23 protein-coding genes are annotated in these 26,694 nt (G+C 53.8%); 17 read left to right on the forward strand and 6 right to left on the reverse strand.

The annotated features are described in order from the left end of the window. Window positions 1-273 precede the first annotated feature (273 nt). From EDM58_RS24505 to EDM58_RS24575, 15 genes are all read left to right on the forward strand, one after another. A complete protein-coding gene (locus EDM58_RS24505; RefSeq protein WP_122915665.1) occupies window positions 274-1,197 on the forward strand; it encodes an NAD(P)/FAD-dependent oxidoreductase in 924 nt (307 codons plus the stop codon). A 27-nt stretch (window positions 1,198-1,224) separates the two neighbouring features. Then, on the forward strand, window positions 1,225-1,473 hold the full coding sequence (locus EDM58_RS24510; protein WP_023555883.1) for a glutaredoxin family protein: 249 nt from the start codon (window positions 1,225-1,227) through the stop codon (window positions 1,471-1,473). A 69-nt stretch (window positions 1,474-1,542) separates the two neighbouring features. After that, window positions 1,543-2,094, forward strand: coding sequence for a peroxiredoxin (locus tag EDM58_RS24515; RefSeq protein ID WP_122915666.1), 552 nt, complete (start codon window positions 1,543-1,545; stop codon window positions 2,092-2,094). A 111-nt stretch (window positions 2,095-2,205) separates the two neighbouring features. Further along, entirely contained in the window at window positions 2,206-2,631 is a 426-nt protein-coding gene (locus tag EDM58_RS24520) for a DUF2935 domain-containing protein (protein ID WP_122915667.1), read from the forward strand. 408 nt (window positions 2,632-3,039) lie between these two features. Beyond that, window positions 3,040-5,229, forward strand: a complete 2,190-nt coding sequence (locus EDM58_RS24525) for a hypothetical protein (RefSeq protein WP_425455639.1) — start codon at window positions 3,040-3,042, stop codon at window positions 5,227-5,229. 18 nt (window positions 5,230-5,247) lie between these two features. After that, window positions 5,248-6,423: a HEAT repeat domain-containing protein gene (locus EDM58_RS24530; protein WP_122915669.1), complete on the forward strand. Its 1,176-nt coding sequence runs from the start codon at window positions 5,248-5,250 to the stop codon at window positions 6,421-6,423. A gap of 17 nt (window positions 6,424-6,440) precedes the next feature. Further along, window positions 6,441-7,883 (forward strand): glycosyltransferase family 2 protein, encoded by a 1,443-nt coding sequence (locus EDM58_RS24535; protein ID WP_122915670.1) that lies wholly within the window; start codon window positions 6,441-6,443, stop codon window positions 7,881-7,883. Further along, window positions 7,880-8,668: a response regulator transcription factor gene (locus tag EDM58_RS24540; RefSeq protein WP_122915671.1), complete on the forward strand. Its 789-nt coding sequence runs from the start codon at window positions 7,880-7,882 to the stop codon at window positions 8,666-8,668. The genes EDM58_RS24535 and EDM58_RS24540 overlap by 4 nt, the downstream gene beginning before the upstream one ends. Window positions 8,669-8,695: 27 nt before the next feature. After that, a complete protein-coding gene (locus EDM58_RS24545) occupies window positions 8,696-10,057 on the forward strand; it encodes a nucleotide sugar dehydrogenase (RefSeq protein ID WP_122915672.1) in 1,362 nt (453 codons plus the stop codon). Between the two features lie 51 nt (window positions 10,058-10,108). Further along, the gene (gene glmS, locus EDM58_RS24550) at window positions 10,109-11,941 is read left to right on the forward strand and encodes a glutamine--fructose-6-phosphate transaminase (isomerizing) (protein ID WP_122915673.1); all 1,833 of its coding nucleotides are present in this window, start codon (window positions 10,109-10,111) and stop codon (window positions 11,939-11,941) included. Between the two features lie 45 nt (window positions 11,942-11,986). Next, window positions 11,987-12,196: a hypothetical protein gene (locus EDM58_RS24555; protein ID WP_122915674.1), complete on the forward strand. Its 210-nt coding sequence runs from the start codon at window positions 11,987-11,989 to the stop codon at window positions 12,194-12,196. Next, on the forward strand, window positions 12,193-13,569 hold the full coding sequence (glmU, locus tag EDM58_RS24560) for a bifunctional UDP-N-acetylglucosamine diphosphorylase/glucosamine-1-phosphate N-acetyltransferase GlmU (RefSeq protein WP_122915675.1): 1,377 nt from the start codon (window positions 12,193-12,195) through the stop codon (window positions 13,567-13,569). Before EDM58_RS24555 ends, glmU begins: the two co-directional genes overlap by 4 nt. Continuing rightward, complete coding sequence (locus EDM58_RS24565) at window positions 13,566-14,492, forward strand: hypothetical protein (RefSeq protein ID WP_122915676.1); 927 nt, start codon at window positions 13,566-13,568, stop codon at window positions 14,490-14,492. The genes glmU and EDM58_RS24565 overlap by 4 nt, the downstream gene beginning before the upstream one ends. Window positions 14,493-14,501: 9 nt before the next feature. Then, window positions 14,502-16,199: a hypothetical protein gene (locus EDM58_RS24570; protein WP_122915677.1), complete on the forward strand. Its 1,698-nt coding sequence runs from the start codon at window positions 14,502-14,504 to the stop codon at window positions 16,197-16,199. Window positions 16,200-16,269: 70 nt separating this feature from the next. Then, the gene (locus EDM58_RS24575; RefSeq protein WP_122915678.1) at window positions 16,270-16,791 is read left to right on the forward strand and encodes a hypothetical protein; all 522 of its coding nucleotides are present in this window, start codon (window positions 16,270-16,272) and stop codon (window positions 16,789-16,791) included. Between the two features lie 83 nt (window positions 16,792-16,874). On the opposite strand, the gene EDM58_RS24580 is transcribed toward EDM58_RS24575, so the two are convergent. From EDM58_RS24580 to EDM58_RS24605, 6 genes are all read right to left on the reverse strand, one after another. Further along, window positions 16,875-17,786: a hypothetical protein gene (locus tag EDM58_RS24580; protein ID WP_122915679.1), complete on the reverse strand. Its 912-nt coding sequence runs from the start codon at window positions 17,784-17,786 to the stop codon at window positions 16,875-16,877. A gap of 109 nt (window positions 17,787-17,895) precedes the next feature. Then, a complete protein-coding gene (locus tag EDM58_RS24585; protein WP_122915680.1) occupies window positions 17,896-18,372 on the reverse strand; it encodes a GNAT family N-acetyltransferase in 477 nt (158 codons plus the stop codon). Between the two features lie 11 nt (window positions 18,373-18,383). Further along, complete coding sequence (locus EDM58_RS24590; RefSeq protein WP_122915681.1) at window positions 18,384-19,694, reverse strand: YheC/YheD family endospore coat-associated protein; 1,311 nt, start codon at window positions 19,692-19,694, stop codon at window positions 18,384-18,386. Window positions 19,695-19,735: 41 nt separating this feature from the next. Further along, window positions 19,736-21,112 (reverse strand): YheC/YheD family endospore coat-associated protein, encoded by a 1,377-nt coding sequence (locus EDM58_RS24595; RefSeq protein ID WP_122915682.1) that lies wholly within the window; start codon window positions 21,110-21,112, stop codon window positions 19,736-19,738. Between the two features lie 13 nt (window positions 21,113-21,125). Beyond that, on the reverse strand, window positions 21,126-22,202 hold the full coding sequence (locus EDM58_RS24600; protein WP_246001040.1) for a YheC/YheD family endospore coat-associated protein: 1,077 nt from the start codon (window positions 22,200-22,202) through the stop codon (window positions 21,126-21,128). A gap of 5 nt (window positions 22,203-22,207) precedes the next feature. After that, window positions 22,208-23,623: a YheC/YheD family endospore coat-associated protein gene (locus EDM58_RS24605; protein WP_122915683.1), complete on the reverse strand. Its 1,416-nt coding sequence runs from the start codon at window positions 23,621-23,623 to the stop codon at window positions 22,208-22,210. Window positions 23,624-23,716: 93 nt separating this feature from the next. On the opposite strand from EDM58_RS24605, the gene EDM58_RS24610 reads away from it, so the two are divergent. Together EDM58_RS24610 and EDM58_RS24615 are read left to right on the forward strand one after the other, a co-directional pair. Next, window positions 23,717-24,874, forward strand: a complete 1,158-nt coding sequence (locus EDM58_RS24610; protein ID WP_122915684.1) for a DUF445 domain-containing protein — start codon at window positions 23,717-23,719, stop codon at window positions 24,872-24,874. A 211-nt stretch (window positions 24,875-25,085) separates the two neighbouring features. Next, the gene (locus tag EDM58_RS24615) at window positions 25,086-26,396 is read left to right on the forward strand and encodes a DRTGG domain-containing protein (protein ID WP_031305495.1); all 1,311 of its coding nucleotides are present in this window, start codon (window positions 25,086-25,088) and stop codon (window positions 26,394-26,396) included. Window positions 26,397-26,694 lie beyond the last annotated feature (298 nt).

A 26,694-nucleotide genomic window follows, 5' to 3' on the forward strand; every position in this document is an offset into this window, starting at 1 on the left:
CTCTACACCCTGAATCACTTCCTCGAAGCGGGCTGCTTTTGGCCGCGGTTCCGCCTTTGGAGTGGGAGGCGGCCAGGAATGACCCCCAGTAAAGATCCCAACCCGCCTGAGTGTTTTCTCCTTTTTCCTCCTCGCCACCGCAGCCGGAGGACCACCAACTACTATTTAAAATCATTATAAAAAGATATTGACTTTATTCGATGATCTAGTAAAATGAGAAATGTTCCTAGTTAATAATAATTTTAATCTGATAGAGAGAAAGGGGAGGCCTTCATGTATGACGTCATCATCATCGGCGGCGGTCCGGCAGGGGCATCGGCTGCAATCTATACAGCGCGCGGAAATCTGAAGACCTTGGTCATCGATAAGGCGCCTGGTACAGGTGCATTGGCCCTGACGCATAAAATAGCCAACTACCCGGGTGTAGAGGGTGAACTGTCCGGTAAAGAACTGCTCGATAAAATGCGTCGCCAAGCGGAGAGCTTCGGCGCAGAATTCATCCAAACGACCATCACAGCCGTCGACGTGGAGGATGAAGAAAAAAGCGTCTTCACTGCCCACGGGACATTTGAGGCAAAAGCGATCATCGTCGCGACAGGCTCCAAAGGACGCAACCGGATGCTTCCGGGCGAAGAAGATCTGTTGGGTCGCGGGGTAAGTACATGTGCCACTTGCGACGGCGCCTTCTATGAGGGCAAGCACGTAGCCGTCATCGGTGACAGCGAGGAAGCGCTGGAAGAGGCTCATGCACTGACCAAATTTGCGGATCGCATTACCTTCCTGGTGCCGCGCGCTGACCTTCAGGGTGTGGAGGAAGTGCCGGAGTTACCCAAAACAGAGCTGCTGTTCCGTACACGCCCACTGGAAATTCTAGGTGAAAAGAAAGTGGAGGGTGTCCGCATTCGCACCGCAGAAGGCGAGGAAGAAGTCCTGGATGTTGATGGCGTCTTTGTATTCCTCTCAGGCAGCAAGCCTGGCACTGATTTCCTGGATGGACAAGTTCCACTCGATGACGAGGGCTTCATGATTCTGGATGAATTCATGCAATCCTCCGTTCCAGGTGTCTTCGGCGCCGGAGAAGTCCGCAAAACCCCTGTCAAACAGGCGGTCGTAGCCGCGGCAGACGGCGCGATTGCGGCGATGGCTGTCGACAAATACATCAACAAGCGTTCCAAAGTAGTTCCACAATACAAATAATCAGGCAGATAAAAGGAGAGAGACATGATGGCACAAGCAATCGTATATTCCAGCACCAACTGCAATTTTTGCAAGCAACTGAAAACCTATCTGGACGAGCAAAACATCTCCTATGAGGAGCGCAACATCGACGAGTCCGATGAATTCGCACAAGAACTGCACAATCTGGGCATCATGTCCGTGCCTTTGACTGTGATTGGCGAAAAGCAAATCCTGGGCTTCAACCCGAACCGAATCAAAAAAGCGCTGGCTGCTTTGGAAGAAAGCGCACAGTAATTCTTGCACGACTGAAGAACGAGTCCTGACGCAACCAGACCAGACAACATGAATAGGGAGAGAGTTCATATGATGACAGAGCAAGTGCAATTGCAAGTTGGGAAAAAAGCACCCGATTTCAACCTGCTTTCCACGAAAAACATGGAGACTCTGGAAGAACGGGTGAAGCTGGACGACTACAAAGGAAAATGGCTGATTTTGTTCTTCTGGCCATTCGACTTCACTTTCGTCTGCCCGACAGAGGTCACCTCTTTTAGCGACAGCATCGAAGAGTTTCGCGATCTGGATTGCGAAGTATTGGGTGTCTCCACTGACAGTGTGCACACACACCGCGCCTGGATCAAAACTCCGCGCGACCAGAACGGGATCGGAGAGGTCAACTTCCCGCTTGCCAGCGACTTCAACAAGGAAACAGCGCGTGCCTATGGTATTCTGGACGAGACGGTAGGGGCAGCGTATCGCGGTTTGTTCATCATTGACCCGGAAGGAATCTTGCGTTACCAGGTCGTGACAGACATGAACGTAGGCCGCAGTGTAGAAGAAACCTCCCGCGTCCTGCAAGCCTTGCAGGCAGGCGGTCTGTGCCCTGCGAACTGGAAGCCGGGCATGAAAACATTGTAATTCCCAAAAAACGATTCCGCATCCCGATGGCTGCGGAATCGTTTTTTTGCGTTTGGTAACCTCCCTGGGCGCATGTGCATAGCCTACTGATAGAACAGGGAGGGGAAACACATGCAATTTTATTACGGAGAGCAAATGCCGCTGCGCATTTTGGATGAGGGAGAGTTCTGGAAGCATCAGGAGGCGGAGCATACAGAGGTTATTCGCGCACTCGTGCCCAATTTGGAGCAGCAATTTGTACAGGCGCTGCAAGAATGGGAGCAGGAGCTGTCACGTACGCAGGCTACATTTGTTCAATATATTGAAACAGCAGTTAGGGGCGGAGCGTATCTTCAACCCGCCTTTTATGAGCAGGTGCTGGAGCTGGTAAAGTTTGCATTGCGAGAAAGTGAACAGTTTATCATGCTGTTAAATCAATTAGGGACGGAAAGCGAAGCCTTAAAGCATAATCCAACTGCCATTACGGTGTTAAACCATATCCGCCGGGAGTCGGAATATTTTATCGGGATTGCCCAGGCCCTTTTATACAGTCAATAACGATCAGACATGAAAATTGAAAGATGAAAGAGGCGTTTTCGAGCCGTTCAGACTCGGAAACGCCTCTTTTTTTCCTCTTTTCAATTGAGAGCAACCTACCAATTTTCCGCAGCAGTCGGAAAATACGGGATGCAACAGATGGACCTGCCAGCTTTCTGGCATTAGGGCGATCGTCAGGCAAGGTTGCAGGACTTCGTACCAAAAAAAGTAGGGCGTTATATTCATTATCTATCAAATATTAAAATTCGATTACAAATATGAATTAAGTATGAATGGTGATTTCAGGCTATGGGAGGGTGGATTCTCTACGTATACAATTTGGGCAGAAACGGGCAACAGCACAACGGAGGTTGAAGAGGATTGGGACAGCACAGGAGACGTCGGGGGCAATGGGCCGCTTTGGCCGTCATGATCGCGGCTGTTTTCACCTCTCTCTGGTGGAATGGCAGTGGCAATCGTGTAGAAAGCATGGAAATATCGAAAGGCGTGCAGACGAAATTCCGCACGAATGGCGAGTATATCGAAGTCTACCAGGACCAAGCCTGGAAGCCCTTTTTTACCAAAGGAATCAATCTGGGCGCATCGCTGCCTGGACACTTCCCGGGGGAACTCCCCATCACCAAGGAAGATTATTTGCGCTGGTTCTCCATGATCGATGAGATGGGGGCGAATGTCATCCGGATCTATACGATCCATCCACCAGCCTTTTACGAGGCCTTGGTCGCGTTTAATCAACGCAAGGAGGGGGAGCCGCTCTATCTGATGCAGGGAATCTGGAGCCCGGAGGAATTGCTGATCGAAAAGCAGGACGCGTTCCTGCCGGAAATTCATGAACAGTTTCAACAAGAGATCCGGGATGCAGTCGGAGCCGTATACGGGGCTGTCACCCTTCCGGAAAAAATGGGGAAGGCGAGCGGAAAGTATCGGGCCAATGCAAGTCCTTACCTCATTGGCTGGCACATCGGTACAGAATGGGACCCTGTCATGGTCCAGAAAACCAACAAGCTTCATCAGGCGACGGAACCTTATCAGGGGAAGCATTTTCGCGCCACGCCGCAGGCATCGCCCTTCGAGTCCTGGTTGGCGGAGATGGTGGATCTGGTCGCGGAGGAAGAAAGCCAATATGGATGGCAGCATCCGATGACGTTTACCAATTGGGTGACGACAGATCCCATCCAACATCCAGGCGAGCCGATTTATCACGAGGATATGGTGAGTGTCGATCCGACGCATATCGAGCCGATCCATTGGAAGGCAGGGTATTTCGCGTCCTATCACGTCTACCCCTACTATCCGGACTTGTTTCGCTATGATTCCGATTTGAAGCAGGTCAAGAATGACCAGGGTGAGATCGATACGTACAAGGCGTATTTGCGGAAATTGAAAGCCCACCACGACGGACTGCCGATCATGGTGACGGAATTCGGTGTCCCGGCTTCCTGGGGCAATGCGCATCTGGGGGAGCTGGGAAGAGACCAGGGCGGACATACCGAGGAGCGCCAGGGAGAGATCGACGCTCAATTGATGCGCGAGATTCATGCGGAGGGATACGCCGGAGGCATTCTCTTCGTGTGGCAGGACGAGTGGTTCAAGAAGACCTGGAATACGATGAAATTCGAGCTTCCGGAGGACAGGCGCTCGCTCTGGCTGAATGTTCTGACCAACGAGTCCCTGTTCGGCGTCCTCGGGATGCATCCGGGCAAGGAGGAATTGCTGACGATCGACGGCGACAAGACAGATTGGGAAAAGCTGGACGAGGGTCAAAAGCAAAGGCTGGAGATGTCGAGGCCCGGCCTCTCAGAGCTCTGGGTGACACATGATGAAGCTTATCTCTACGTCTTGGCCGAGCTTGCGGAGGACTTTGATCCGCAGACACGGACGCTCTATCTGGGCTTCGATACGCTTCCGGGAGGGAATCGCAAAGCGCCCGAGCTATCCGGACAGACCTTGGATGAAGGACTGGAAACGCTGGTTCGACTCGGCGATGCGAAGGAAAGCGAGATTCTCATCGCTGTGAACTATGATTTTCATACCCGATTGTACGGCAAAAGGTATCGGATGCTGCCGGTCAAGGAGGAAGCGATGCAGGACAATTCCGGTGTTTTCGTCCCTTGGAAGCTGGCTGTGGGAATGGCGATGGAGCCGCCCGACAGCAAAGCGTACTACCCGATGGAAGAGGTCGTCGCAGGCAAGCTGCGCAGAGGAACAACAGACGCCAGCCGTCCTGACTACAACTCATTGACAGCCTGGGAGGCAAAAGGAAGGATCGTAGAACTGCGCATTCCGTGGATGCTGCTCGGCTTTACCGACCCCAGTTCCCTTCAGGTGATGAGTTATCGGGATGAAGGGGCTGCCTTTGTCACCGAGACGACGAAGGGCATTCGGATTTTCCCTTGGACCGTGGAAAGACAAGCAGCTTCCCAGGCACCGATTGCGGTAGAGTCGGACAAGCCGTATCCGTTGACGAAGCTGCCGCGCTACAAGTGGGAGCCATGGGAAGAAGTACATTATCACGAACGAAAAAAACAGAGCTACACCCGGATTCAACAGGTGTTTCAAGAATTGACCGAACCAAATCGAAAAGAGACCAAACCATGAGGGGATGGGGGTGGGGATGTGGAGACACCACTGACGATAGCCGTGTACATGCTGTACGGCCTCTGCGGAGCGGCTGTGCTGGGGCTGCTTGTGCTGTTTGTCCTGAAGCTGCGTCATCTCGCTGCTGACAAACGCGAGCGGGTTTGTCTGGAAAAATACCAAGACTATTTTTTCTATATCCAGGCCTACGGGGAAGAAGAGGGGCGTCTGAAGCCGCCAGCGGGAGTCCTGACGCGAAGCGAAAAAAGGATCATCCAAAAAAAGCTGATTTCCCTACTGGAGCGCTTTAGAGGCATTCATCGCCAAAAATTGCTTGATCTCTGCGAAGACCTGGGGTTAGTCGAGATGGATCTGAAGCGGCTGAACTCCTGGTGGAAATGGTCGCGGGTGGACGCTGCCTACAATCTCGGGATGATGCATGCGGAGCAAGCGGTCCCGGGGATCATCCGGCTCATGAAAAAAGACGATAACGATGCCAGCATGTTCATCTTCGCGCGCGCTTTGGCCAAATGTGCGCGCCAGGAAAAAGATCTGCGCGAGATGGTCAAGCTGCTGGTGGCGTACCGCCAAAACTGCCAGCCGCTGATCGTCGATATACTCAGCGACAGTCAGATCGATACCGGCCCCTTGTTTGTCTCTTTGGTGAGCGAGGAGGATGCCGATCTGGTCAAAGTCGGGCTGATTGGACTGACATCACATGTCCAGCCCGGCATGGGCTCGATCCTGGATCAACTCGTGAATTCGGCTGACAAAGAGGTCCGGATCAAGGTGGTAAAGCTGTTGTGCCGGGATATTCGTTATCTGACGAAGCGAAATGTCAGCCTATTCTTGACGCATCCTGACTGGGAGATCAGCTCTGTGGTGGCGAAGGCGATCGGCGAGCTGGGATTGTCCACCTACATTCCGCTTTTGAAGCGTGCAGTGAAGGATCCGCATTGGTGGGTCGCCCGCAACAGCATGAACAGCCTGGCTCAATTGCAGGTGGATGGCTTCCGGGCACTTTGTTCGATCTTGGAGGAGGAGAGGGACAGCTGCATCCGTGAGATGGCCAATCAGGTCATCCAAAAGGAACTGGAGAAGGGCAAATTTCCCAGCATCGATCTGGAGCAGCAGATCACGCACCAACAAAAGCTGCTTTTTTACCAAGAATGGAGCAGGAAAACACTCAATACCGCCCATGCATTGGAAAAGTAGGCAGGAGGGAGGAAGCGATGAGAGATTTCTTGCTATATTACGGGATGTTTGCCATCTATTACGTCTTCGTCATCAACTCGCTGTATTTATTCATCATGATGTTCTCCTTCAAGAGCATCATGGGGATTCTCAAAAGTTCCCTGTACTCCAGGTATCAGGCCCTGTCCGGCTCGCCGCATGTGCCGCCGATCTCGATCCTGGTTCCCGCGTACAACGAGGAGCTGACTATCATCGAGAACGTCCGGTCGCTGTTGTCGCTCAACTACCCGGAGTATGAAGTGATTGTCATCAATGACGGTTCTGGGGACGAGACGCTCAACGTGCTGATCAATGAGTTCAACCTGCAGCTCTCCCATCATGCTGCCGTCCGGCCTGTGCTGAATACGGGGAAGGTTCGCGGTGTCTACTACAACCCGGCCTATCCTCATCTGTATCTGATCGACAAGGACAACGGAGGAAAGGCGGATTCGCTCAACGCGGGAATCAACCTTTCCCACTACCCGCTGATCGCTTCGATCGACGCCGATTCATTGCTGGAAAAGGACGCCTTGATCCGCATTGCCCGCGTCTACATGGAGAATCCGGAGGAGACCGTGGCGATTGGCGGCGATATCCGCATCGCCAACGGCTGCAAGATCGAGGATGGCATTGTCAGCGAGATTCGCCTGCCGAATAAGCTTTTGCCGATGCTTCAGTCGATCGAATACCTCAAGGCCTTCCTGGGAGGGCGGATCGGCTGGAGTGCGATCAACGGCTTGATTATCGTCTCCGGCGCCTTCGGTGTCTTTCGCAAGGATTATGTGATCAAGGTGGGCGGTTATCGCGGCGGCTATCCCGGCGAGGATATGAACATCATCATCAAGCTGCACAAATACATGCTGGAGAACAAGCTTCCGTATCGCGTCGCTTTCTGTCCCGACGCAGTCTGCTGGACGCAAGCGCCAGACACGTGGAAAATACTGGGGAGCCAGCGCCGCAGATGGGGACGCGGAAACTTGAAAAACATGATCGAATACGGGCGGTACATGGTTTTTCGCCCTAAATACAAAATATTCGGTCTGGTCACCTTGCCGTACAACATTTTGTTTGAGACCTTGAATCCATATTTTCGAATCACAGGACTGTTGGCATTGATCGGCTACGTGCTGATGGACATGACGCAGGCCAATATCCTGCTGATCTATGGCGCCCTCAACATTCTCTATGGGTTTCTCTTGGGGATTGGCGCGCTGCTGCTGGAGGAAATCGCATTTCGCCGCTATCCGCGTTTTCAGGATACCGTCAAAATGCTTTTCTATACCATTCTGATGTTTTTCGGCTACCGTCAAATCGGTGTCATCTGGCGGTTTTTGGGTCACATCGAATATATGCGCAACAACAACTCGTGGGGCACGATGACCCGAACGAGCTGGAAAGCTGAGGAAAAGAAAACGATTTCCAGTCTGGAGGTAAGAGGATGAACAGTCTAGTCCCTGCATTTCATCAATTTCTGCAAGCGTCCAGGTCAGAACACAACTCTTGCGGCATCATACTCGCTGCATGCAAGCAGCTTAGCCCGACATCGGTCAGCTACATCGAGGAGGCTCTCCAACAAAAAAGCACGGGCTTGCACATGCAAATCTCCTATGACAAAAACACCCGCCTGCTGGCAGTCTATCTGGAGGGGCAAAACCGCAGCGAGACTCACTTTTTTTCTCTGCAGGTCAAGGATGTCCTGCAGGAACGCGGGCTTCTGGCAGGCAGTCTATTGATCGCCAGCTTTTCCGAATCCAAACAGGCGACAAGCTACGTCCTGCAGCGAATGATTCAGGAGGTCATGGAGCTGGCGGGCTATGGGGAGATCAAGCTGTTTTTTCACCGCCTGGATGGCAGAGAGGAAACGGCGGGCAGCATCCTGCTGGTCAACCACGACGAGACGGTTAACGAGTTCCTGCAAATATTCCTGCAGCAAAAAGGCTACCACGTAACGATCGCCCAGGATGGCATGGATGGGGTGCAAAAATACCAGGAGCTGTTCCCGGATTTGGTCATCACCGATCTCAACCTGCCGATCATGGACGGTTATCAACTGATGGAGAGAATCAAGCAGCAGCAGACAGGACCAGCGAGCAAGATCGTCGTTCTGACGGACAAGAAGCTGGAGGAAGATGTAAAAAAATCATTCGCTCTCGGTGCTTCCGACTACATCACCAAGCCTTTTTCACCTGTAGAGCTGGCGGCACGCGTGAAGCGGCTCATTTCATAAAGAGACCATAAAAGGGGAGAGACGAGTATGGGGAGATTCGAGGAACTGCAGCAAAAATTGGCGGATAAGACTGCTAGAGTAGGGGTGATCGGGCTTGGCTACGTCGGTCTGCCCCTTGCCGTGGAAACGATAAAAGGCGGATACGCCGTCGTCGGGATTGATTTGGACCCGAGAAAAGTCGAGAGCTTAAAGGCTGGCGTCTCCTACGTCCAGGATATTTCGGATGAGACGTTGCAGGAATGCCTCGCTACAGGTCGTTTTTTTCCGACGACAGACTACGCTGCCATTGCGGAGCTGGATGCGATCAGCATCTGCGTCCCTACACCGCTGAGTCCGAATCAGGATCCGGACACCTCCTACATTACGCATGTCGTAAGCCAATTGAAGATCCATATGAAGCAGGGGATGCTGATTACGCTCGAAAGCACCACCTATCCGGGCACGACTGAAGAGCTGATTCAGTGGGAGATCGAGAAATTGGGCTATCAGGCAGGGGTGGATTTCTTCCTCTGCTATTCTCCGGAGCGGGTAGACCCAGGCAACCGGAAATTCAACACCTACAACACGCCCAAGGTGATCGGGGGAACCACCCAAAGATGCATCGATCTGGGGATGGCGCTATACGGAAATCTCGTACAAGCGGTCATTCCCGTCTCTTCGCCGAAAGTGGCAGAAATGTCGAAGCTGTTGGAGAACACCTTCCGCAGCGTCAATATCGCCTTTATGAATGAGATGGCCTTGATGTGCGACAAGATGGGCATCAATGTCTGGGAAGTGATAAAGGCGGCTTCGACCAAGCCTTTTGGCTACATGCCGTTTTATCCGGGACCTGGCATCGGAGGCCATTGCATTCCGCTCGACCCGATGTATCTGTCATGGAAGGCAAAAGGCTTTCGTTTTCACAGCAAGTTTATTGATATTGCGCAATCCATTAACGACAGCATGCCGGACTACGTTCTTCACAAGACGGTGCAGGTCCTGAATCTTTATGCCAAATCGATCAACAGCTCCAAAATCCTCATTCTCGGCATGGCGTACAAGCCGGATGTGGACGATCTGCGAGAATCGCCGGGACTGGAGATCTATGAATTGTTTAAAAAGAACGGGGCAAGCGTGGACTACTACGATCCGTACGCCAAACATTTTGTCAATAAAGCGGGAGAATCGGTTCATTCCATCGCCTATGATCTGGAGCGGTTCCGCACTTACGACTGCATGGTGCTGATCACCAATCACGGCAGCTTCGACTACCGGGAGCTGGCTGATTTGGGCGTCGCCGTCATCGATACGCGCAATGCCTTCGAAGGTGTGGAGGGTTCCCATATCTACAAGATCGGGATGGCTGTTTCGATCCCGCAGAAAAAGGAAGTCGTCAGCCTGCTCGCGTAAGGCGGGCCAGGCTGCCCTACATCAACGTATGAACGTGAAGGAGGAAGGACCATGTGTGGAATCATGGGATACATCGGCAAAAGAGAAGCGCAGCCTATTTTGATCGACGGACTGCGCAAGCTGGAATACCGCGGCTATGATTCAGCCGGAATCGCCGTGAGCGACGGAACAAAGATCGCGATTCGCAAAGCGAAAGGGCGAATCGACATCCTGGAAGGCCAGGTGCGGCATACCCGTCTTCACGGCTCGATCGGCATTGGTCACACGAGATGGGCGACACATGGACGCCCTTCGGATGCCAACTCTCATCCTCATACAGATGAGCGCGGCAAGTTCGCGATTGTTCACAACGGAATTATCGAAAACGAACAGGAAATCAGGCAGGAGCTCATACAGGAAGGGGTCGCCTTCACTTCCGAGACGGATACAGAAGTCATCGCCCACCTGCTTGCGAAGCATGATCAAGGCGATCTCCTTCGAACCGTTCAGCAGGTCGCGGCAAGACTGCGCGGGGCCTACGCGCTGGCGGTCATGAGTGAAGAAGAGCCGGACAAACTGATCGCTGTCCGCTATGCCAGTCCTTTGATTATCGGCGTGGGCGTGGATGAGAAGTTTATTGGCTCCGACATCCCTGCCATTCTCGAGCACACGCGGGATGTCTATGTCATGGAGGACGGCGATATGGCCGTATTGACCCCGGATTCCCTGGAGCTGTACGATCTCGAGACGCTGCAGCCGATCGAACGGGAGCAGGTGCGGATCACATGGGACAAGGAGCAGGCTGAAAAGGACGGATTTGACCACTACATGCTCAAGGAAATCCATGAACAGCCGCGTTCTCTTCGTCAGACGATGGCTGGCCGCATCGATGAAGACCGGCAAATGGTCAAGCTTCCCGAGCTGGACCTATCCCCGGAGACTGTGGAAGAGATTGAAAAAATATATATTGTGGCATGCGGCACCGCCTATCACGCAGGCATGATCGGCAAGCATGTGATCGAGGAGCTCGCCCAAATCCCGGTAGAAGTAGATGTCGCCTCGGAGTTTCGCTACCGCAAACCGCTGTTCAACCAGAAGACACTAACCATTGCGGTCAGCCAATCCGGCGAAACCGCAGATACATTGGCCGCAATGCGCGAAGCCAAGCGCAATGGCAGCAGCGTACTGGCGATCACCAATGTCGTCGGCAGCTCCATCGCACGCGAGGCTGACCATGTGATGACGACCAAGGCAGGACCGGAAATCGCGGTCGCCTCTACCAAAGCCTACACGTCTCAGCTCATTGCCTTTTATCTGCTGGGCCTCTACTTCGCCCAGGAGAAGAGAAGCATGGAGGCAGCGGATTGTGCGGCGCTGGTGCGGGGTCTCCAGAAGCTGCCCGATCAGGTGGAAAAGATTCTCGCCCATGCCGATGATATCCGGCAATTCGCCACCTCCATCAAGGAGGAGAGCCAGATGTTCTTCCTCGGCCGAGGGCTGGATTACGCCGTCTCTCTGGAGGGGTCTCTGAAGCTGAAGGAGATCTCCTACATCCATTCGGAGGCCTATCCGGCAGGAGAGCTGAAGCATGGGACACTGGCGCTGATCGAGGAGGGAACACGCGTGATCGCGCTGTCCACCCAGCCGCATCTGCATGAAAAGATGGTCAGCAATATCACGGAGGTAAAAGCGCGCGGAGCCGTCGTGCTGGGTGTCGCATTGGAAAACAATGTGGAATTGCACCGTTCGGCAGACGAGGTATGCCTGATCCCCGCGACCCATCCGCTTCTGGCTCCGGTGCTTTGCGTCATTCCCTTGCAGCTGATCGCGTATTACACGTCGGTCTCGCTCGGCAATGACGTCGATCGGCCGCGCAACCTGGCCAAAAGCGTCACAGTCGAGTGAGGACAGATTTGCAAGAATACCTGTGAAAGCGAGGAGGGACGCCACATGAGCAGTTTGGAGCCAAATCTGAATCAGGATACCCTGCTGCGCATCATGCTGCAGGCTTGCAAGCTTGGCAATCAGACGAAAGAAATCAACTCTCGCATGATCATAGACAGATTGACTGATGAGTTGAAGCCGTACTTTCCGGCTCGGGAAAAAGGGACGGGGGCGGTCACTCGCAGCAATCGAACACAACAGGAGGCGATCGGATGAGTGTCCACGCTGTCGTATTGGCTGCTGGCAAAGGAACGCGAATGAAATCAAAGCTGCACAAGGTCGTCCACCCCGTATGCGGCAAACCGATGATCGAGCATATCGTCGATCAATTGGAGGGTCTCTCCCTCAAGCATCTGGTCGTTGTCGTCGGTCACGGCGCAGACGATGTGAAAAAGCTGCTGGGAGAACGCGTCGAATTCGTGCATCAAGAAGCTCAGCTTGGCACGGCCCACGCAGTATTGATGAGCGCGCCGATCCTGCAGGAGCAGGATGGGGTGACGATTGTGCTGAACGGGGATACCCCGCTTGTGCGCAGGGAAACATTGGAAAAATTGATTGAGCATCACAGGGGGAAGCAATCGGCTGCTACCGTGCTGACTACCATCGTCGCCAATCCGACCGGCTATGGCCGGATCATCCGCGACGAAGACGGCGACGTGAGAAGAATCGTCGAAGAAAAGGACGCTACATTGGGGCAGAAAAAGGTATGCGAAATCAGCACGGGCATCTTTTGCTTCGACAACCGGAAGCTGTACCAAAGCTTGCGGAGGGTGGAAAATGGGAATGCCCAAGGGGAGTATTACCTCCCGGATGTGATTGCCATCCTGCAAGAGCAGGGAAACGCGGTATCCGCCTACGTGTGCGAAGATCCCGAAGAAGGCGCAGGAGTGAATGACCGCGTACAGCTTGCCCATATCGAAAGCCTGCTGCGCAGAAGAATCCACGAGCGCCATATGAGAAACGGCGTCACAATCATCGACCCGGCCAACACGTACATCGAAGCAGACGTGGAAATAGGACAAGACACCGTGATTTACCCCGGCAGTTTTTTGTGCGGCAGAACATATATTGGCGCGGGCAGCCGAATCGGCCCTCATGCCCACGTGCAAGACTGCCTGATAGAGGATGAGGTGAGTCTGTCGCTTTCTACCGTATCGGGCAGTGTCATCCGCGCCAAGGCTGTAATTGGCCCGTATGCATACATCCGCCCAGGCTCCGAGGTCGGCAGAGGAGCGAAAGTAGGCGATTTCGTCGAGTTGAAAAAAACGAAGCTGGGAGAGCACTCCAAGGTCTCGCATCTCTCGTATTTGGGAGACAGTGAGATCGGCAGCCACGTCAATATCGGCTGCGGGACGATTTCCGTGAACTATGATGGCGCGACCAAGCAGAAGACGACGATCGAAGACCATTCCTTTATCGGCTGCAACGTCAATCTGATCGCGCCAGTGACGATTGGGGCAGGTGCTTACGTGGCGGCAGGCTCGACGATTACGGATCATGTGCCGAGCCAGGCATTGGCGATTGCCAGGGAGCGGCAGGTGATCAAGGAAAATTACAGGCAGAAAGGAAAGCAGACCTGGCAATCATGATCCGGAACGGGCTGGGAAAATGGTTTCAGCGCCACAAAAGGATCTGGCTGCCGCTGCTGCTTTGCTTGCTGTCACTGACCCTGACCCTGCTGATGATAAATCAGAGCCCCCCGTTGACCAGAGCAACATGGATCTGGAATGCCAAACTGATCGTCTCACAGCCGGAAGAAATCGTCGCATTTGCGAACGAACACCAGATCAACCGGATTTACCTGCAGATCAAGCCAATCGACATTCCACCGCAGGCTTACCGAAGCTTCATCGGCTTGGCCAGCCGTGCCGGGATCGGCGTCGAAGCGCTGAGCGGAGATCCCCATTGGGTCTTCACCCGCAATCAGGAGAGTATCGCCAGCCTGATCGCATGGGTCAAGGCGTTCAACAATCAAGCACCAGAAAACGAACGCTTTCAGGGAATCCATGTGGATATCGAGCCGTATCTGCTGCCGGAGTGGGAGCAGGATCGGGAGAACATCGTCCGGCAATGGATGGAGAACATCGAGTACCTGGTCGCGGAGACCAAGAAGGATACGGATTTGCTCGTCAGCGCGGACCTTCCTTTCTGGATCGATTCGGTCCAGGTCCCCGGAGATGCCGATAAGCTGAGCAACTGGATGCTGCAGCGTCTGGACAGCATTACGCTGATGGCCTATCGCAACTATGCGGACGGTCCCAACGGCATCCTGAGCATCGTACAGCGGATCGTGGATGATGCGAATGAGCAAAAGCAGCGGTCTGTCATCGTCGGAGTCAATATCCTGAATTCCGGAGAAGGTCCTCATGTCAGCTTTCATGAGAGTGGAACAGAGGAGATGGCGAATCAACTGGCTGTGTTGCACCGGGCCTTGTCCCGGCATCCGGCCTTCGGAGGAAGCGCTGTCCACGACTATGAGAGCTGGAAGCAGGTCAGTCAAAGAGAGGAGTAGCTGATCTGAATGAAAGCCAAGAAACTTACATTTAGCGTCCTTTGCCTCACGATCGGCTTTTTGTTCGGTTTTTCCTCTGCGGAGCAGAAAAGCAAAGCCACCTGGATCTGGCAAGCGGATAAGATCGGGGAGGAAAAGCGGGAGATTCTCGCCTTTTCCAAACAGAACAATATCGACATTCTCTATGTGCGGATGGATATGAACAGACCATTCGAATACTACCGCTCCTTTATTCGCGAGGCATCCGCACACGGAATCAAGGTGCACGCGGTTGCCGGACATCCTGCCTGGGCATGGAAAAGCCACCAGGATCGTATGCTGAAAATCGTGAATTGGGTCAAGCAGTACAATCGGGAAGCGCAGGAAGATGAGCGCATTCAGGGGATTCAGCTCGATATTGAGCCGTACCTGCTGCCGGAGTGGCACCAGGATCAAGAACAGGTCATCCGCGAGTGGAAAGCCAATATCCAGGTGTTTGTAGAGGCTGTCAAAGCAGATTCGGACCTGGAGACAAGCGCTGCAATCGCCTTCTGGCTCGATGAGATCAAATCCGGGGAAGGGAGCGATATGCCGCTTTCCTCCTGGATGATCAGACACTTTGACACGCTTGTTCTCATGGCCTATCGTGACAAGGTGGCGGGTCCTGCCGGTATCCTGGAGCAAATCGACTCCGAGATGAAGGATGGTGATCGCATGGGGAAAAATCTGCTGGTCGCCGTCAATCTGAAAGAGGGTGACGAGGACCACACGACTTTTGCAGAAGAGGGAACGGCTGAAATGCAAAAGCAGCTGGACCTGCTGTCGCAAAATCTGAACCAGCATGCGTCCTTCAAGGGAGTGGCGATACACGACTACCGCTACTGGAAGGAGCTTTCCTCAGAACGGGCAACGCCTGCGAAAAAGCCTTCTCCCTATATCGGCACCTATATCTGGCGAGCGGAAACCCTGCTGACGGAGAGAGAGGAAATTCTCGCATTTGCACAGGAGAAAGGCGTAAATCTCCTGTACATTCGCATCGATATGAATCTGCCTTTTCAGGAGTACCAACGATTCAATCGGGAAGTCCGTGCAGTGGGGATCGAGGTGCACGCGATGGGCGGCCATCCGATCTGGGCGCTGGAGGAGAGCCGCAGCAAGATCCTCAAGCTGGTGCAGTGGGTGAAGAGCTACAACGAGGCTGCATCCGAGGAAGAAAAGTGGGCGGGCGTTCACCTCGACATCGAGCCGTATGTCATGCCCGTATGGCATACGGATAAAGAAGGACTGCTCCGCCAATGGATGGAAAATATGCAAGCCTTCGTCGCTGAGGCTGGGAAAAGCCCGGGGTTGAAAACCAGTGTGGATCTGGCCGCGTGGCTGGACAACTCGCCTACACCAGGTCAGCCGGAGCTGCCGTTCAGCCACTGGATGATCAGCCAGCTGGATCATACGACAATGATGGCTTTTCGCGATCAAGCCGAAGGGGAAGGAGGCATCCTGAGCCTGGTCGACAGCGAGATCAGATATGCGGAAAGCATCGGCAAGGATCTCATCGTCGCCGTCGAAATGAAGGAGAGCCGCGAAGCAAATTACGTCACCTTTTACGAAGAAGGAAAGGCCGAGATGATGCGGCAGCTCGATCTGGTGACGCGCTCTCTGGGCGTGCATTCCTCCTTCAAGGGAATTGCGGTGCATGCTTATGAATATTGGAAAAATGCCAAAGACTGATTTCGTCCGGTCACCGTAGTCCCTCCTGTTGTACAATATGGGAAACGGACAGGAACAGGAGCGACAAATCATGAGGGATGTGCCGAATCGCTATCAAGGACTGCCTCCCCGGTCGGCAGAGATGCTGTACCAGATTGTGCGGAAATTTTACCGAGGCGCTGTCAGCCATTTTGACGTGATCCAAGAAAGGAAAGCGGAGGTGTTGGCTGCCGCCAATCCATGCAGGATGAGCCAGGATGACACCTCGCTTCGCCAGGCTATCAAAACCCTTTTTCTGGAATTTCACTTCTATACGACCTGCTGGCTGCAAATGGAGCTTGCCTTGTACAGGCTTGCACGCAAGGACGAAAGGCTGGCACAGGTCCATGAAGCTTTTCAGCCAGAATGGAAGAAGCATCTGGATGTGCGGGAACGCCTGGAAAAAACCGATGCCTGTGTAGACGAGCAGTTCCAGCAGGATGCTTCGGCCTGGAAGATTGCAGAGCAGGATGCCTACCGCTTTGGGGATATGATCTTCACGGTTGATGAAAGAAGTTTGCAGGCACTCCATGACTTTTATCAAGCCATTGAGACGGCGAGAAAGTCGGGATGATACAGGAAAAAAGAGGCCGCTCCGGGTCGTGGGACCGCGGAATGGCCTCTTTGTTTTGTGCTGAACCAGTCGCAGCAGGGTGTTTAGAAGCTGCCTGGGAAGATCGATCCGGTATGCGGTGCAGCTTGTCCTGCATTCAAGGCGCGCACTTCCTGGACATTGGTTCCGGCAAAGTTCGGGGAGAAGACAGCTTGTGCGCCGAATCCTAGTTGCCCTGCAGTTGCTTGCGTTTGTTGCGGGTATCCGCCGTAGAAGGCTTGTTGTTGCAGCTGAGCCTGTGGCTGTTGTTGGAAGCTGGTGTTGGCAAAAGCAGCACTGTTTTGGTTTTGCTGACGTACTTCCTGTGTATTCGTTCCTGCGAAGCCAGGAGAGAATACGCTGTTTGCGCCGCCGCCGAAGAGTTGCCCCTGCGAGGACATGCTTGCCTGCGGGAATGAACCCAGGTTGTTGCTGAGCGCATTGTAGCTGCTATTGCGGGCTTGAACTTCATTTACATTAGTCCCCGCAAATCCGGGGGAGAAAATCGATTGTGCACCAAAGGATGGCTGGTAGGATGCTTGCGACTGAGTAAAGCCGCCAAAAGGCTGTTGGGAGAAGCTTTGATTAAGCTGTCTTACCTCTTGTGCATTGGTTCCCGCAAAGCCTGGTTGGAACATCGATTGAGCCGAAGCGTTGCCCGCGATCCCGCCAGAGGAGAAACCGCCAAATGCGGGGGCTGCAGAAGCTTGGGAGAACCCGGTTTGGTTTTGGTACTGCACTTCTTGTGCATTGGTTCCCGCGAAGCCCGGTTGGAACATCGACTGAGCCGAAGCGTTGCCTGTGTTCCCGCCATAGGAAAAAGCGCCGTATGTAGGTGCGGCAGAAGCCTGGGAAAACCCGGTTTGGTTTTGGTACCGCACCTCCTGGGAATTGGTTCCCGCAAAACCAGGCTGGAACATGGATTGAGCGGATTGTGGAAAGCTGGATTGCATCATGTTGTTTGATTGAAAGGTCATGATTGACCACCTCCTGTCATTACTTTTTACCAAGGATTGCAAGCTAATGCATGGAGGAAGGATAGAAAGAAAATTCCGACAGGCAAATGTAATAAACATGCCGGTTCCATTAGCCGGCATGTTTTTGCAAATCATCGGGAGTCCACTTTCCAAAAGCGAGCCAAAGAGTGGGTTTGCCTGTGGGCCCGATCGAGGCTTTCACGAGTTCAAAACCAAGTCCCTGAAACAGGGCAAGACTCGCCTCATTATCCAGCGCAATACGCACATACAGCTTGGGAAAAAGGGCGCATGCATATTGGGTCAAGCCTTTGCCAATACCGCGATGCCGGTATCTTTTGTCGACGACCAGAAGGGAATGATGCAGTCCGTATCGACTGATGGCAAACAGGCCAATCACCTGCTTGCCGCGCATCGCCAGCACCAATCGGGTCTCCTGCGACTGCAAGTGCTTGGGCGTCAGCTTCTCCAGCCAGTCAATCGCTTGCTTCGTAATGCGGCGATCTCCTTCTTGTCGGACAAAACGGACCAGCGTTGCTTGCGATTCTGCCAAGAGCTGCGGAGGGAGGAGCCGGAATGTTCGTTTCATAGCTTCACCCCCTATCCCGCCTGCGCCCCGTGACCGCCCTGCAAGCGGGAGACATATTGGGCGTAGTGAATGAGATTGGACAAGGAATGGCGCCGAATCGTCGGCTCATCGAATTTTTCCGGCTTGGCATTGGCCTCGAAAAACCAGATATTCCCTTCTTCTGTAAGGCCCAGATCCATAGACATCTCTGCCAGATCTTTGCTCTTCTGGTGCAGGGCGCGCGCGATCGACAGCGCAGTCTGATGGATCGTCGCTTCCATTTTTTTCGGATCATCCGGGAACAGGGCTTGCAGGACGCTTGCCAGCGAGTGGATGGACCCTCCGCGCGGCACATGGGTGGTAATGCTCTGGGCGCCGGCCCTGCGAATTCCCACACCGGTCACGCCCCACTCTCCTTCGCCGTTTTTCTGTACAAGGACTCGCAGGTCAAAAGGTTTGCCCTGATAGCGCGCACGCCTGATTCCCTTCTGCATGATGTATCGCTTCTGCCGCACATGTCCTCTGACGTAGCGCCAGAGATCGTCCAGATTGGAGAAGCGGCGCGTGATGGCTTTTTGCTCCTTCAGACGCTGTACCCGCCACGCCTTGTTTTTATATTCAATCCGCATGATTCCCTCTCCCGCCTTGCCTCGCACCGGTTTGAGATAGACAAACTGATGCTCGGAACAGAAGTGGCGGAATCGGGCGGGAGAGTCCAGCTTCTTCGTATCAGGGAGGTAGGGACAGATGTCCGGAAATTCCTCCAAAATCGTGAAAAGCTCCTGTTTGTCAAAAAAGCGGCGGTTAAACAGGGTGACATTGGCTAGCTGGGCGATTTTTTCCAATGTGTTCCTCACCTTGGGCTGTCGTTCTGCCTTGCGTGTCGGAATGCGATTGTAGACCACATGGGGAAAGGGCATCATCACCGGCTGCCAGATTTGCTCCCGGTCGTTGTACAGAAAGCCGCGGATTCTCTTTTTTTCCCAATTGATGCCATGAGGGGTGAAGACATATACCAGGGCGCCCCATTTTTTTCCGGATAGACAGATGTCCTTGAAGTTATCCCGGTTCCCGACGAAGGAAACACCGTCCCCGACCGTCAGAATGCCCAGGATTGGCCCGATGCGCAATGTGTTGCTGCTCATCTTCCAGTTGATCCGCGTGCGGAAGCGCCCAGGCTGTTGACTGGGAAGGCCTGAGTAGAGCCTTTTTGGTTGCGAGAAGGGTCCCAGACTGGCAGTCAGCGGTTTTCGTCCAAGCTTTAGCTTAGCTTGTCGCGGAAGCTGGATATACCATTTGCCGCTGGGGAGGACGGTCAGCCACCCGGAGCGCAATTGAGGCATGGGTGTTCCTCCTTCCTGAAAAAAACGATGTCTGACATCGATCAAAAGTTAGCCAGATAGCAGCTGTAGTCGACGAGGAGTCTGCGCGATTCCTGATCGGCATGCTTTAGTCGGGCGTGCTTGAAGATGGAACGGCCCGGTTTGGAGTTGGCTTCAAACATCCAGACATGACCGCGTGTGTCAATTCCCATATCCAATCCCAGCTCACCCAGGTCGGTTCCTTTTGCCTGTTCTATCGCGGTGGCCAGGCGAATCGAGGCTTGCTTGATCCGCTCCGTGATGATGGCCTTCTGTCTGCCAAAGAGATGGGAGAGCAGCTCATCGCCCGGAATGACGGTTCCGCCCGTCCGCACATGCGTGGTGACGCTGCCTGATCCTGCCACTTTTGCTGCCGTGCAGGAGACGACCCATTCATTCAACTGGTTTTTGTGCAGATGCACCCGAAAATCAAATGGACGTCCATGGAAGGTCATCAGCGGAATTCCTTGCTGGGCGAGGTAATTGCGGATTCGCCGCGTACGAAACACATGCTGATAGAGAGACGCCAGTTTGGTGAAGTGGCGTTTTACATTGCCGTTTCCCGTGTGATAGGAAGCTTCGTATCCTTTTCCCGGCTGCCGCACGACTTTGACGATGCCGTATCCGAGGCTTCCATTTTTGGGTTTCAGATAGACGATCGGGTATTTCCTCAACAGATTCCGCACCGTTTGCAGTGATGGCGCGGTATACGTCTCTGGTATGTGTTCGTTTACATCCGGGTTGGGGTACAGCAACTGGTGAACACTCCACTTGTTGAAAAAGCCTTGGTTGAACACCGGCAAGTGCGGATAACTGGCCAGCTTGTATTTAAATTCCTGTACAGCTTCATGCTTTTCTGCAGATCTGGACGGGATTCTGTCGTAGACTACATCGGGCATGGCCGTCGTCAACCTCCGCCAGACAAAGCTGCCTTTGCTGTTTTTGCGCAGAAACCAGGCAGAGACGGTATGGTTGTGCCAGTCGACATCGTGCGGAGAGAAGATGAAGTAGAAGACCCCCTTGCCTTCTTGAGCCAGCAGCAGCTTGTGAAAAAATGAGGTGCGCTGTCCGATAGGTTGACGGGGATCGCGGCGGATACCGGTGGTGACGATGCCGATGGCGGGACCCAGGCGCAGGACCTCGCCTTCGCGCTTCAGATTGATCAATCCCCCATGGGGAATGCCCAGCTCGGATCTCAGCAGGCTGGTTACCTTGACGATGGAGCTGTCAGGATTTCTCCTGTCTTGCAGGACTGTGGCTACGACTTCCTTTTTCCCCAGCATGACCGTGATTTTTTGACGGGGCCGAAGCTGGAGCTTTTGGCAGAGATGAATCGGCAGGATGATCCCGCAGACATGAGGATGGGTAAGGAAGCGTAGCCGCACTCTGGTTATTTCCATGCTTTGTTACCTCCTACACGCTCTTCATGAGATAGTTGGCGTATCGTACCGGTTGAGTGATCGAGTGCCTCTTGGCGACCGGATCGTTTATCAGGTTGAATACATTGCGCCCTGGTCTGCTGTTGACTTCAATGACCCAGACATGGCCGGAGGTATCGATGCCGATATCAATTCCCAGTTCTACCAATCTGCCGTGGGACTGCTCCAAAAAAATGGGCAACTCGACTGCCAACTGGTTTACCTGCTGTTCGATACGTTCCTGCATGGCCGGCTTGTAGGTACGAGCGAGAAAGGGAGAGAGTGGGACGGCTTTTCCCCCACCGTGCAGGTTGGATGTAATGCTGCGCGGGTCTCCCAGCCGCACAGCCTTGCCGGTTACCTCCCATTCGCCATGGCCGTTTTTTTGGACGAGGACGCGAACATCGAATGGGATACCCTCTGGTGTATGGAGCTTCAGATACGGTTGGACCAGAAATTTGCGTCCTGCTGTAAAAGAGGAGAGGAAGAGCTTCACTCCTCCCCAGTGCTTGAAGAAGCGGTAAAAGGGCTGATTCCCCCGGTTCCTTCCTTTCAGCTCAAAGCCGTCATTTTTTTGGCTGATTCGCACGACGCCGACCCCGTGTGTGCCAGCGACTGGCTTGATGATCGCTGAGCCATGCGCGCCAAGGGTTTCCTGCAGATGGGCCAGCGAAAAAATCTGCGTCGGAGGGAGGAAGGGAGCGATCTTGGGCGATCTTGCGAGGATCTGCTGCACCTGCCATTTGCCGGACAGACCGTACCCCAAAAATGTAATGGCAGGGTCGTTTTGCAACTTTTCGACAAATGGTTTATAGTGGCGGTAAGATGGGCCGATAAAGCATCGGTCATAGATGAACGCAGGCAAGGGAAAGGTGCCGCTTTGCCAGACCCCTCCCCGATATTCATAGCCGCTGACCGTTCGAGTGGCAAAATCGACTCTGCGCGGAGAAAAAACAAAGACGCGAATGCCGTGCTTTCGTCCAAAAAGAGTCAGCTTTTTATAATAGCCCTTATCGACAAAATGGGAGCCTTGACAACGGGTCATGATGCCCAAGCTTTTCTTAGCTGCCATGGGTGTCACCTTCGTCTTGTTTTCTTGCTAACGGTTTTTCTGTTGGGCTTTGGACGCGGAAAGCCGCTGATATACGAGGCGTATTCAAACATGCGTACGGCGGATGGCCTCGCCCGACGCGGGGGTGCTTCTGCGCCGTCTGGCATCGGGATGGAATTGGCCGTCTTGGATGGTTTGCTGTTGACTTCGAGCAGCCATACCTGTCCTCGCACATCTACCCCGAGGTCGACACCGAATTCGGCATAGTGGCCGGGAAGAGCTTCTTCCAGCAATCGGGAAAGCTTCAATGCGACTTGTTTCAATGTTTGCGGCGTGGGGCGGTGCGAACTCGCCCAAGGTCCACACAAACGCAGCGCATGGGCTGGAGACATCATCGAGCCGCCGCGCGAGACGTTGGAGACAATTCGGTTTTGTCCAAGGCGGGCAACTAGCGAGGTGACAGACCATTCTCCTTTGCGGTCTTTTTGCACCAGTACGCGAAAATCAGCCGGTCGGCCCTGAATGCCGATCAGGGGTAAACCTTGCTGCAGCAGATAAGGTTTGCCTTTTGTTCGTTTGCTGAGATATTTGTGCAGTCCAGAAATACTGGAAAAATGTTTGTTCAATCCGCCGGGACTGGCTGCTTGATAGCCGTTTTGCTTGCGGTGCAGACGGATGATTCCGCGGCCCATGCTGCCATTGGCAGGCTTGGCATAGACGGTGTGATAGCGGGTGATCATTTCTTGTAGATCATCCTGTTTCTCATAGCGGAGCATGCCTGGCAGGTGGGGAGCAGCGGCTTCTTGCTTTTCCAAAGCTGAGTGGACGTGCCATTTGTTTAAAAATCTTTCATTGAAGAATGGAATGTTGGCTTCCTTGCAGCGCTGGATCCAGGCACTCATCGCTTCGCTTCGTTCCCGTTGGCGCGAGACGAGACGATTGTAGATGCATTGGGGAAGCGGCAGCACCCGCTGTCTCCAGGAACCGCCTTTGCGAACCAGTCCGCGGACAATCCCCGCATCCCAATTGACGTCCTGCGGTCGAAAGGCACAAATCACGCCCCCGCGCTTCCGACAGCTGTCTGCCACTTCATTGAAAAAATGAGAGAGCGGACCGAAAGGCGCGAGCGGGTATTGGAGATGGTACGCGGATACCAGGATACCGAGATAGGGGCCAAAAACAAGAGACTGCTGGTTCGCCTGGTAATCCACCAGCAACGGGACTCCCGTAGGCAGATGCAACGCTTGCGCCAAGGATGGTCGGATCCATGTTCGGCTGTTGCGTTCCATGCGGCTTACGCGGGCGCGAACCGTTTTGTTCCCGAATTGGACATTTAGTGTGGACGGTTGCAGGTTCCATTTGCGCATATGCGCCTGGGGCAGGTATAGGTCAACTTCTGATTTTGGCTCGATTGCTTGCACGACGGTTGGTAGGTACGACATGATTATCCCCTTCCCATCAGGCATGAAGTTAGTCTATGGTATGAGCAGCCAAATGGTTTGGTGCCATGCAGAGAAGAGAGGTTATTAGGATTTATGAACAGTTGGTTATTACTAGTGAACATTGCAGTCGGATCCGCAATCGGCGGAGTGACGAACGAGCTGGCGATTCGCATGCTTTTCCGCCCCTTGCGGCCTTGGTATATCGGGCGTTGGCGCGTTCCTTTCACGCCCGGACTCATACCCAGCCGCAGAGATGACATCGCGATACAAATGGGCAGGTTGGTAGAGGATCATCTTTTGACGACCGAGGGGATCAAACGGGCGATTGCCCAGGGAGGCCTGGAGAACAACCTCAGGAGCTGGCTGGAGGGCTTCGCTGCAGAGTGGATGTCCGAAGAGCGCAATCTGCGCCAAATCCTGCAGGCCACTGTCTCACAGGTTTTTGATGAAGAAGGGAAGTGGAGCGATTCCGTTCGCACGCCGGTTTTGCTCCACTGGAACAGTTTCGTAGAGCGGACATTGCGCCACTATGAAGATCGATCCTTGCGAGAGCTTCTGTCACCGGCCGGAGTGGAGCGCGTGGAAGCAGCGACGGCCGCTGCCAGCCAGATGCTTTTGTCGCGTCTTCGCGGCTATCTGCACACATCGGAGGGGCAACATACTTTGCAGGAGATGATTCGCGGTCTTTTGGGCGGCGGAGGCGGCATGTTCGGCGGCCTGGTCGGGATGTTTCTTGGCGATGACAAGATCATCAACAAGATTTTGCCCCGCCTGGATGAATGGCTGCAAAGCCCGGAGCTTGCCCAGCGCGTGCAGCAATTCTTGAAGCTGGAAGCGGACAAGCTCCTGGAGAAAAAAGTCGGGGAACTGGTGGAATGGGTCGGACGGGATCAGGTCGACGATTGGGCACATGCCCTTTTTTCCAGAATGGAAGCCCAGAGCCTGCGTTTTATCGACGAACCGCTTTCCCGGTTGACGGCCCCGTTCCGCGAGACCATTTTGACCAAAACGATTCCGCGATTGTCCGGCTGGATGGTGCAAAGGCTGGAGAGCAATGTGGAGCGGATCGTCAGCAAAATTTCTGTCCGCGATATTGTGACACGGCAGGTAGAAGGATTTCCGATGGAGCGGATCGAAGAGATGGTTATCGGCATATCCGGCAAAGAGTTTCGTATGATTACGCTGCTAGGTTTTATCCTGGGGGGCATGATCGGATTGGTGCAGGGTCTTCTCGCACTATGGCTGGGTTGAAAAACTGAAATGATAATGTAACTCCATTGTAATCTTCCTGTAATATTTCGGGGGTATGATAAAAGCACGATGAAAACCCCCTTAATGATATACTTTCTGTCGGAGTAGCTATAAAAGCTACCCTTTTTTTTTGCTCCTCCTTCGGGTATATTGATCGAAGGAGAGCATCGCAGCAGGACCGGATGCATGAAGAGGGGGGATGGAGGCGTAAATGGCAACCAAGCATGAACAAATTTTACAGCATATTGATCGCCTTCCGATCGGTTCGAAGATTTCCGTGCGGCAAATCGCCAAGGACCTGGATGTAAGCGAGGGGACCGCGTACCGCGCGATCAAGGAAGCGGAAACGCAAGGATACGTGAGCACGATCGAGCGTGTAGGAACGGTCCGTATCGAGAAAAAACAAAAGGAAAACATAGAGCGGCTTACCTTCGCCGAAGTGGTCAACATCGTCGATGGCCACGTGCTGGGGGGAAGGGAAGGATTACATAAGACATTGAATAAATTCGTCATCGGCGCCATGCAGCTGGAAGCGATGATGCGCTACATCGACGCCGGGAGCCTGCTGATCGTGGGGAACCGCTACCAGGCGCACAAGATCGCCTTGCAGCAGGGCGCTGCGGTTCTGATCACAGGGGGATTTGACACCAGCGACGAGATGAAGCAGCTGGCGGATCGCCTCGCGCTCCCGATCATCTCTTCCAGCTACGACTCCTTTACCGTGGCTTCGATGATCAACCGGGCGATATACGACCGCCTGATCAAAAAGGAAATCGTGATGGTCGAGGACGTGTTGAAGCCGCTGGCGGAGACACCTGTGCTGCTGACGTCCGACACCGTCGCCAAATGGCATCAATACACCGAGCTGTATCAGGATACCCGGTTTCCCGTCGTAGACGAGCAGATGCGTCTGATCGGGATCGTCACCTCCAAGGACATCATCGGCCATGATGAGACGGCCACCATCGACAAGGTGATGACCAAAAACCCGATTACGACCTCGCCGCGGGTATCGGTGGCATCCTCCGCCCACATGATGGTCTGGGAGGGCATCGAGCTTTTGCCGGTTGTGGACAATTACCGCAAGCTCGTCGGTGTTCTCAGCCGCAACGACGTTCTGAAGGCGCTGCAATTTACTGCCAAACAGCCTCAGATGAGCGAAACCTTTCCCAATCTGATCATGTCCCATTTCCGGGAAGAACGACAGGCAGACGAACTGACCTATGTCGGCGAAGTGACGCCGCAAATGACCAATCACCTTGGAACCATTGCCAGCGGCATCATGACCACCGTGATGGTGGAAGCGGCATGCAATCTCCTGCGTCACCATCGCCGCGGCGACATGGTGCCGGAGAACGTCACCGTCTACTTCCTCAAGCCCGTGCAGATGGAGAGCCAGATCCAGATCAAACCGCGCCTTTTGGATATCGGTCGCCGCTACGGAAAGGCAGAAGTCTCCGTCTACCAGGGTGATCAGATCGTAGGTCAGGCCATGATTGCCGCCCAGATAATCGAGCGCTAACAAAGAAGGTCAACCCTCACTTACGGGATCAGCTAGCCGTGAGGGGTTGGCTTTTTTCTATTATTTTCGAACCACAAAGCTGGCCGAGGAAAAAGGGGCAATACGCGAAGGCATTTGGGATCTTGACCCAGTCGGAACGGAAAAGGCGGAACACGCTCTCAGCGGCCAACCCTGAATTGCTACCTTGAGACGGCTGCTTTTGGCCGCGGTTCCGCCTTTGGAGTGGAGACGAACAGGAATGACCCCAGCAAAGATCCCAACCCGCCTGGAGCGTTTCCCCCTTTTTCGTATTATGAGG

The organism is Brevibacillus panacihumi, from assembly GCF_003710985.1.
GTDB classification, from domain to species: domain Bacteria; phylum Bacillota; class Bacilli; order Brevibacillales; family Brevibacillaceae; genus Brevibacillus; species Brevibacillus panacihumi.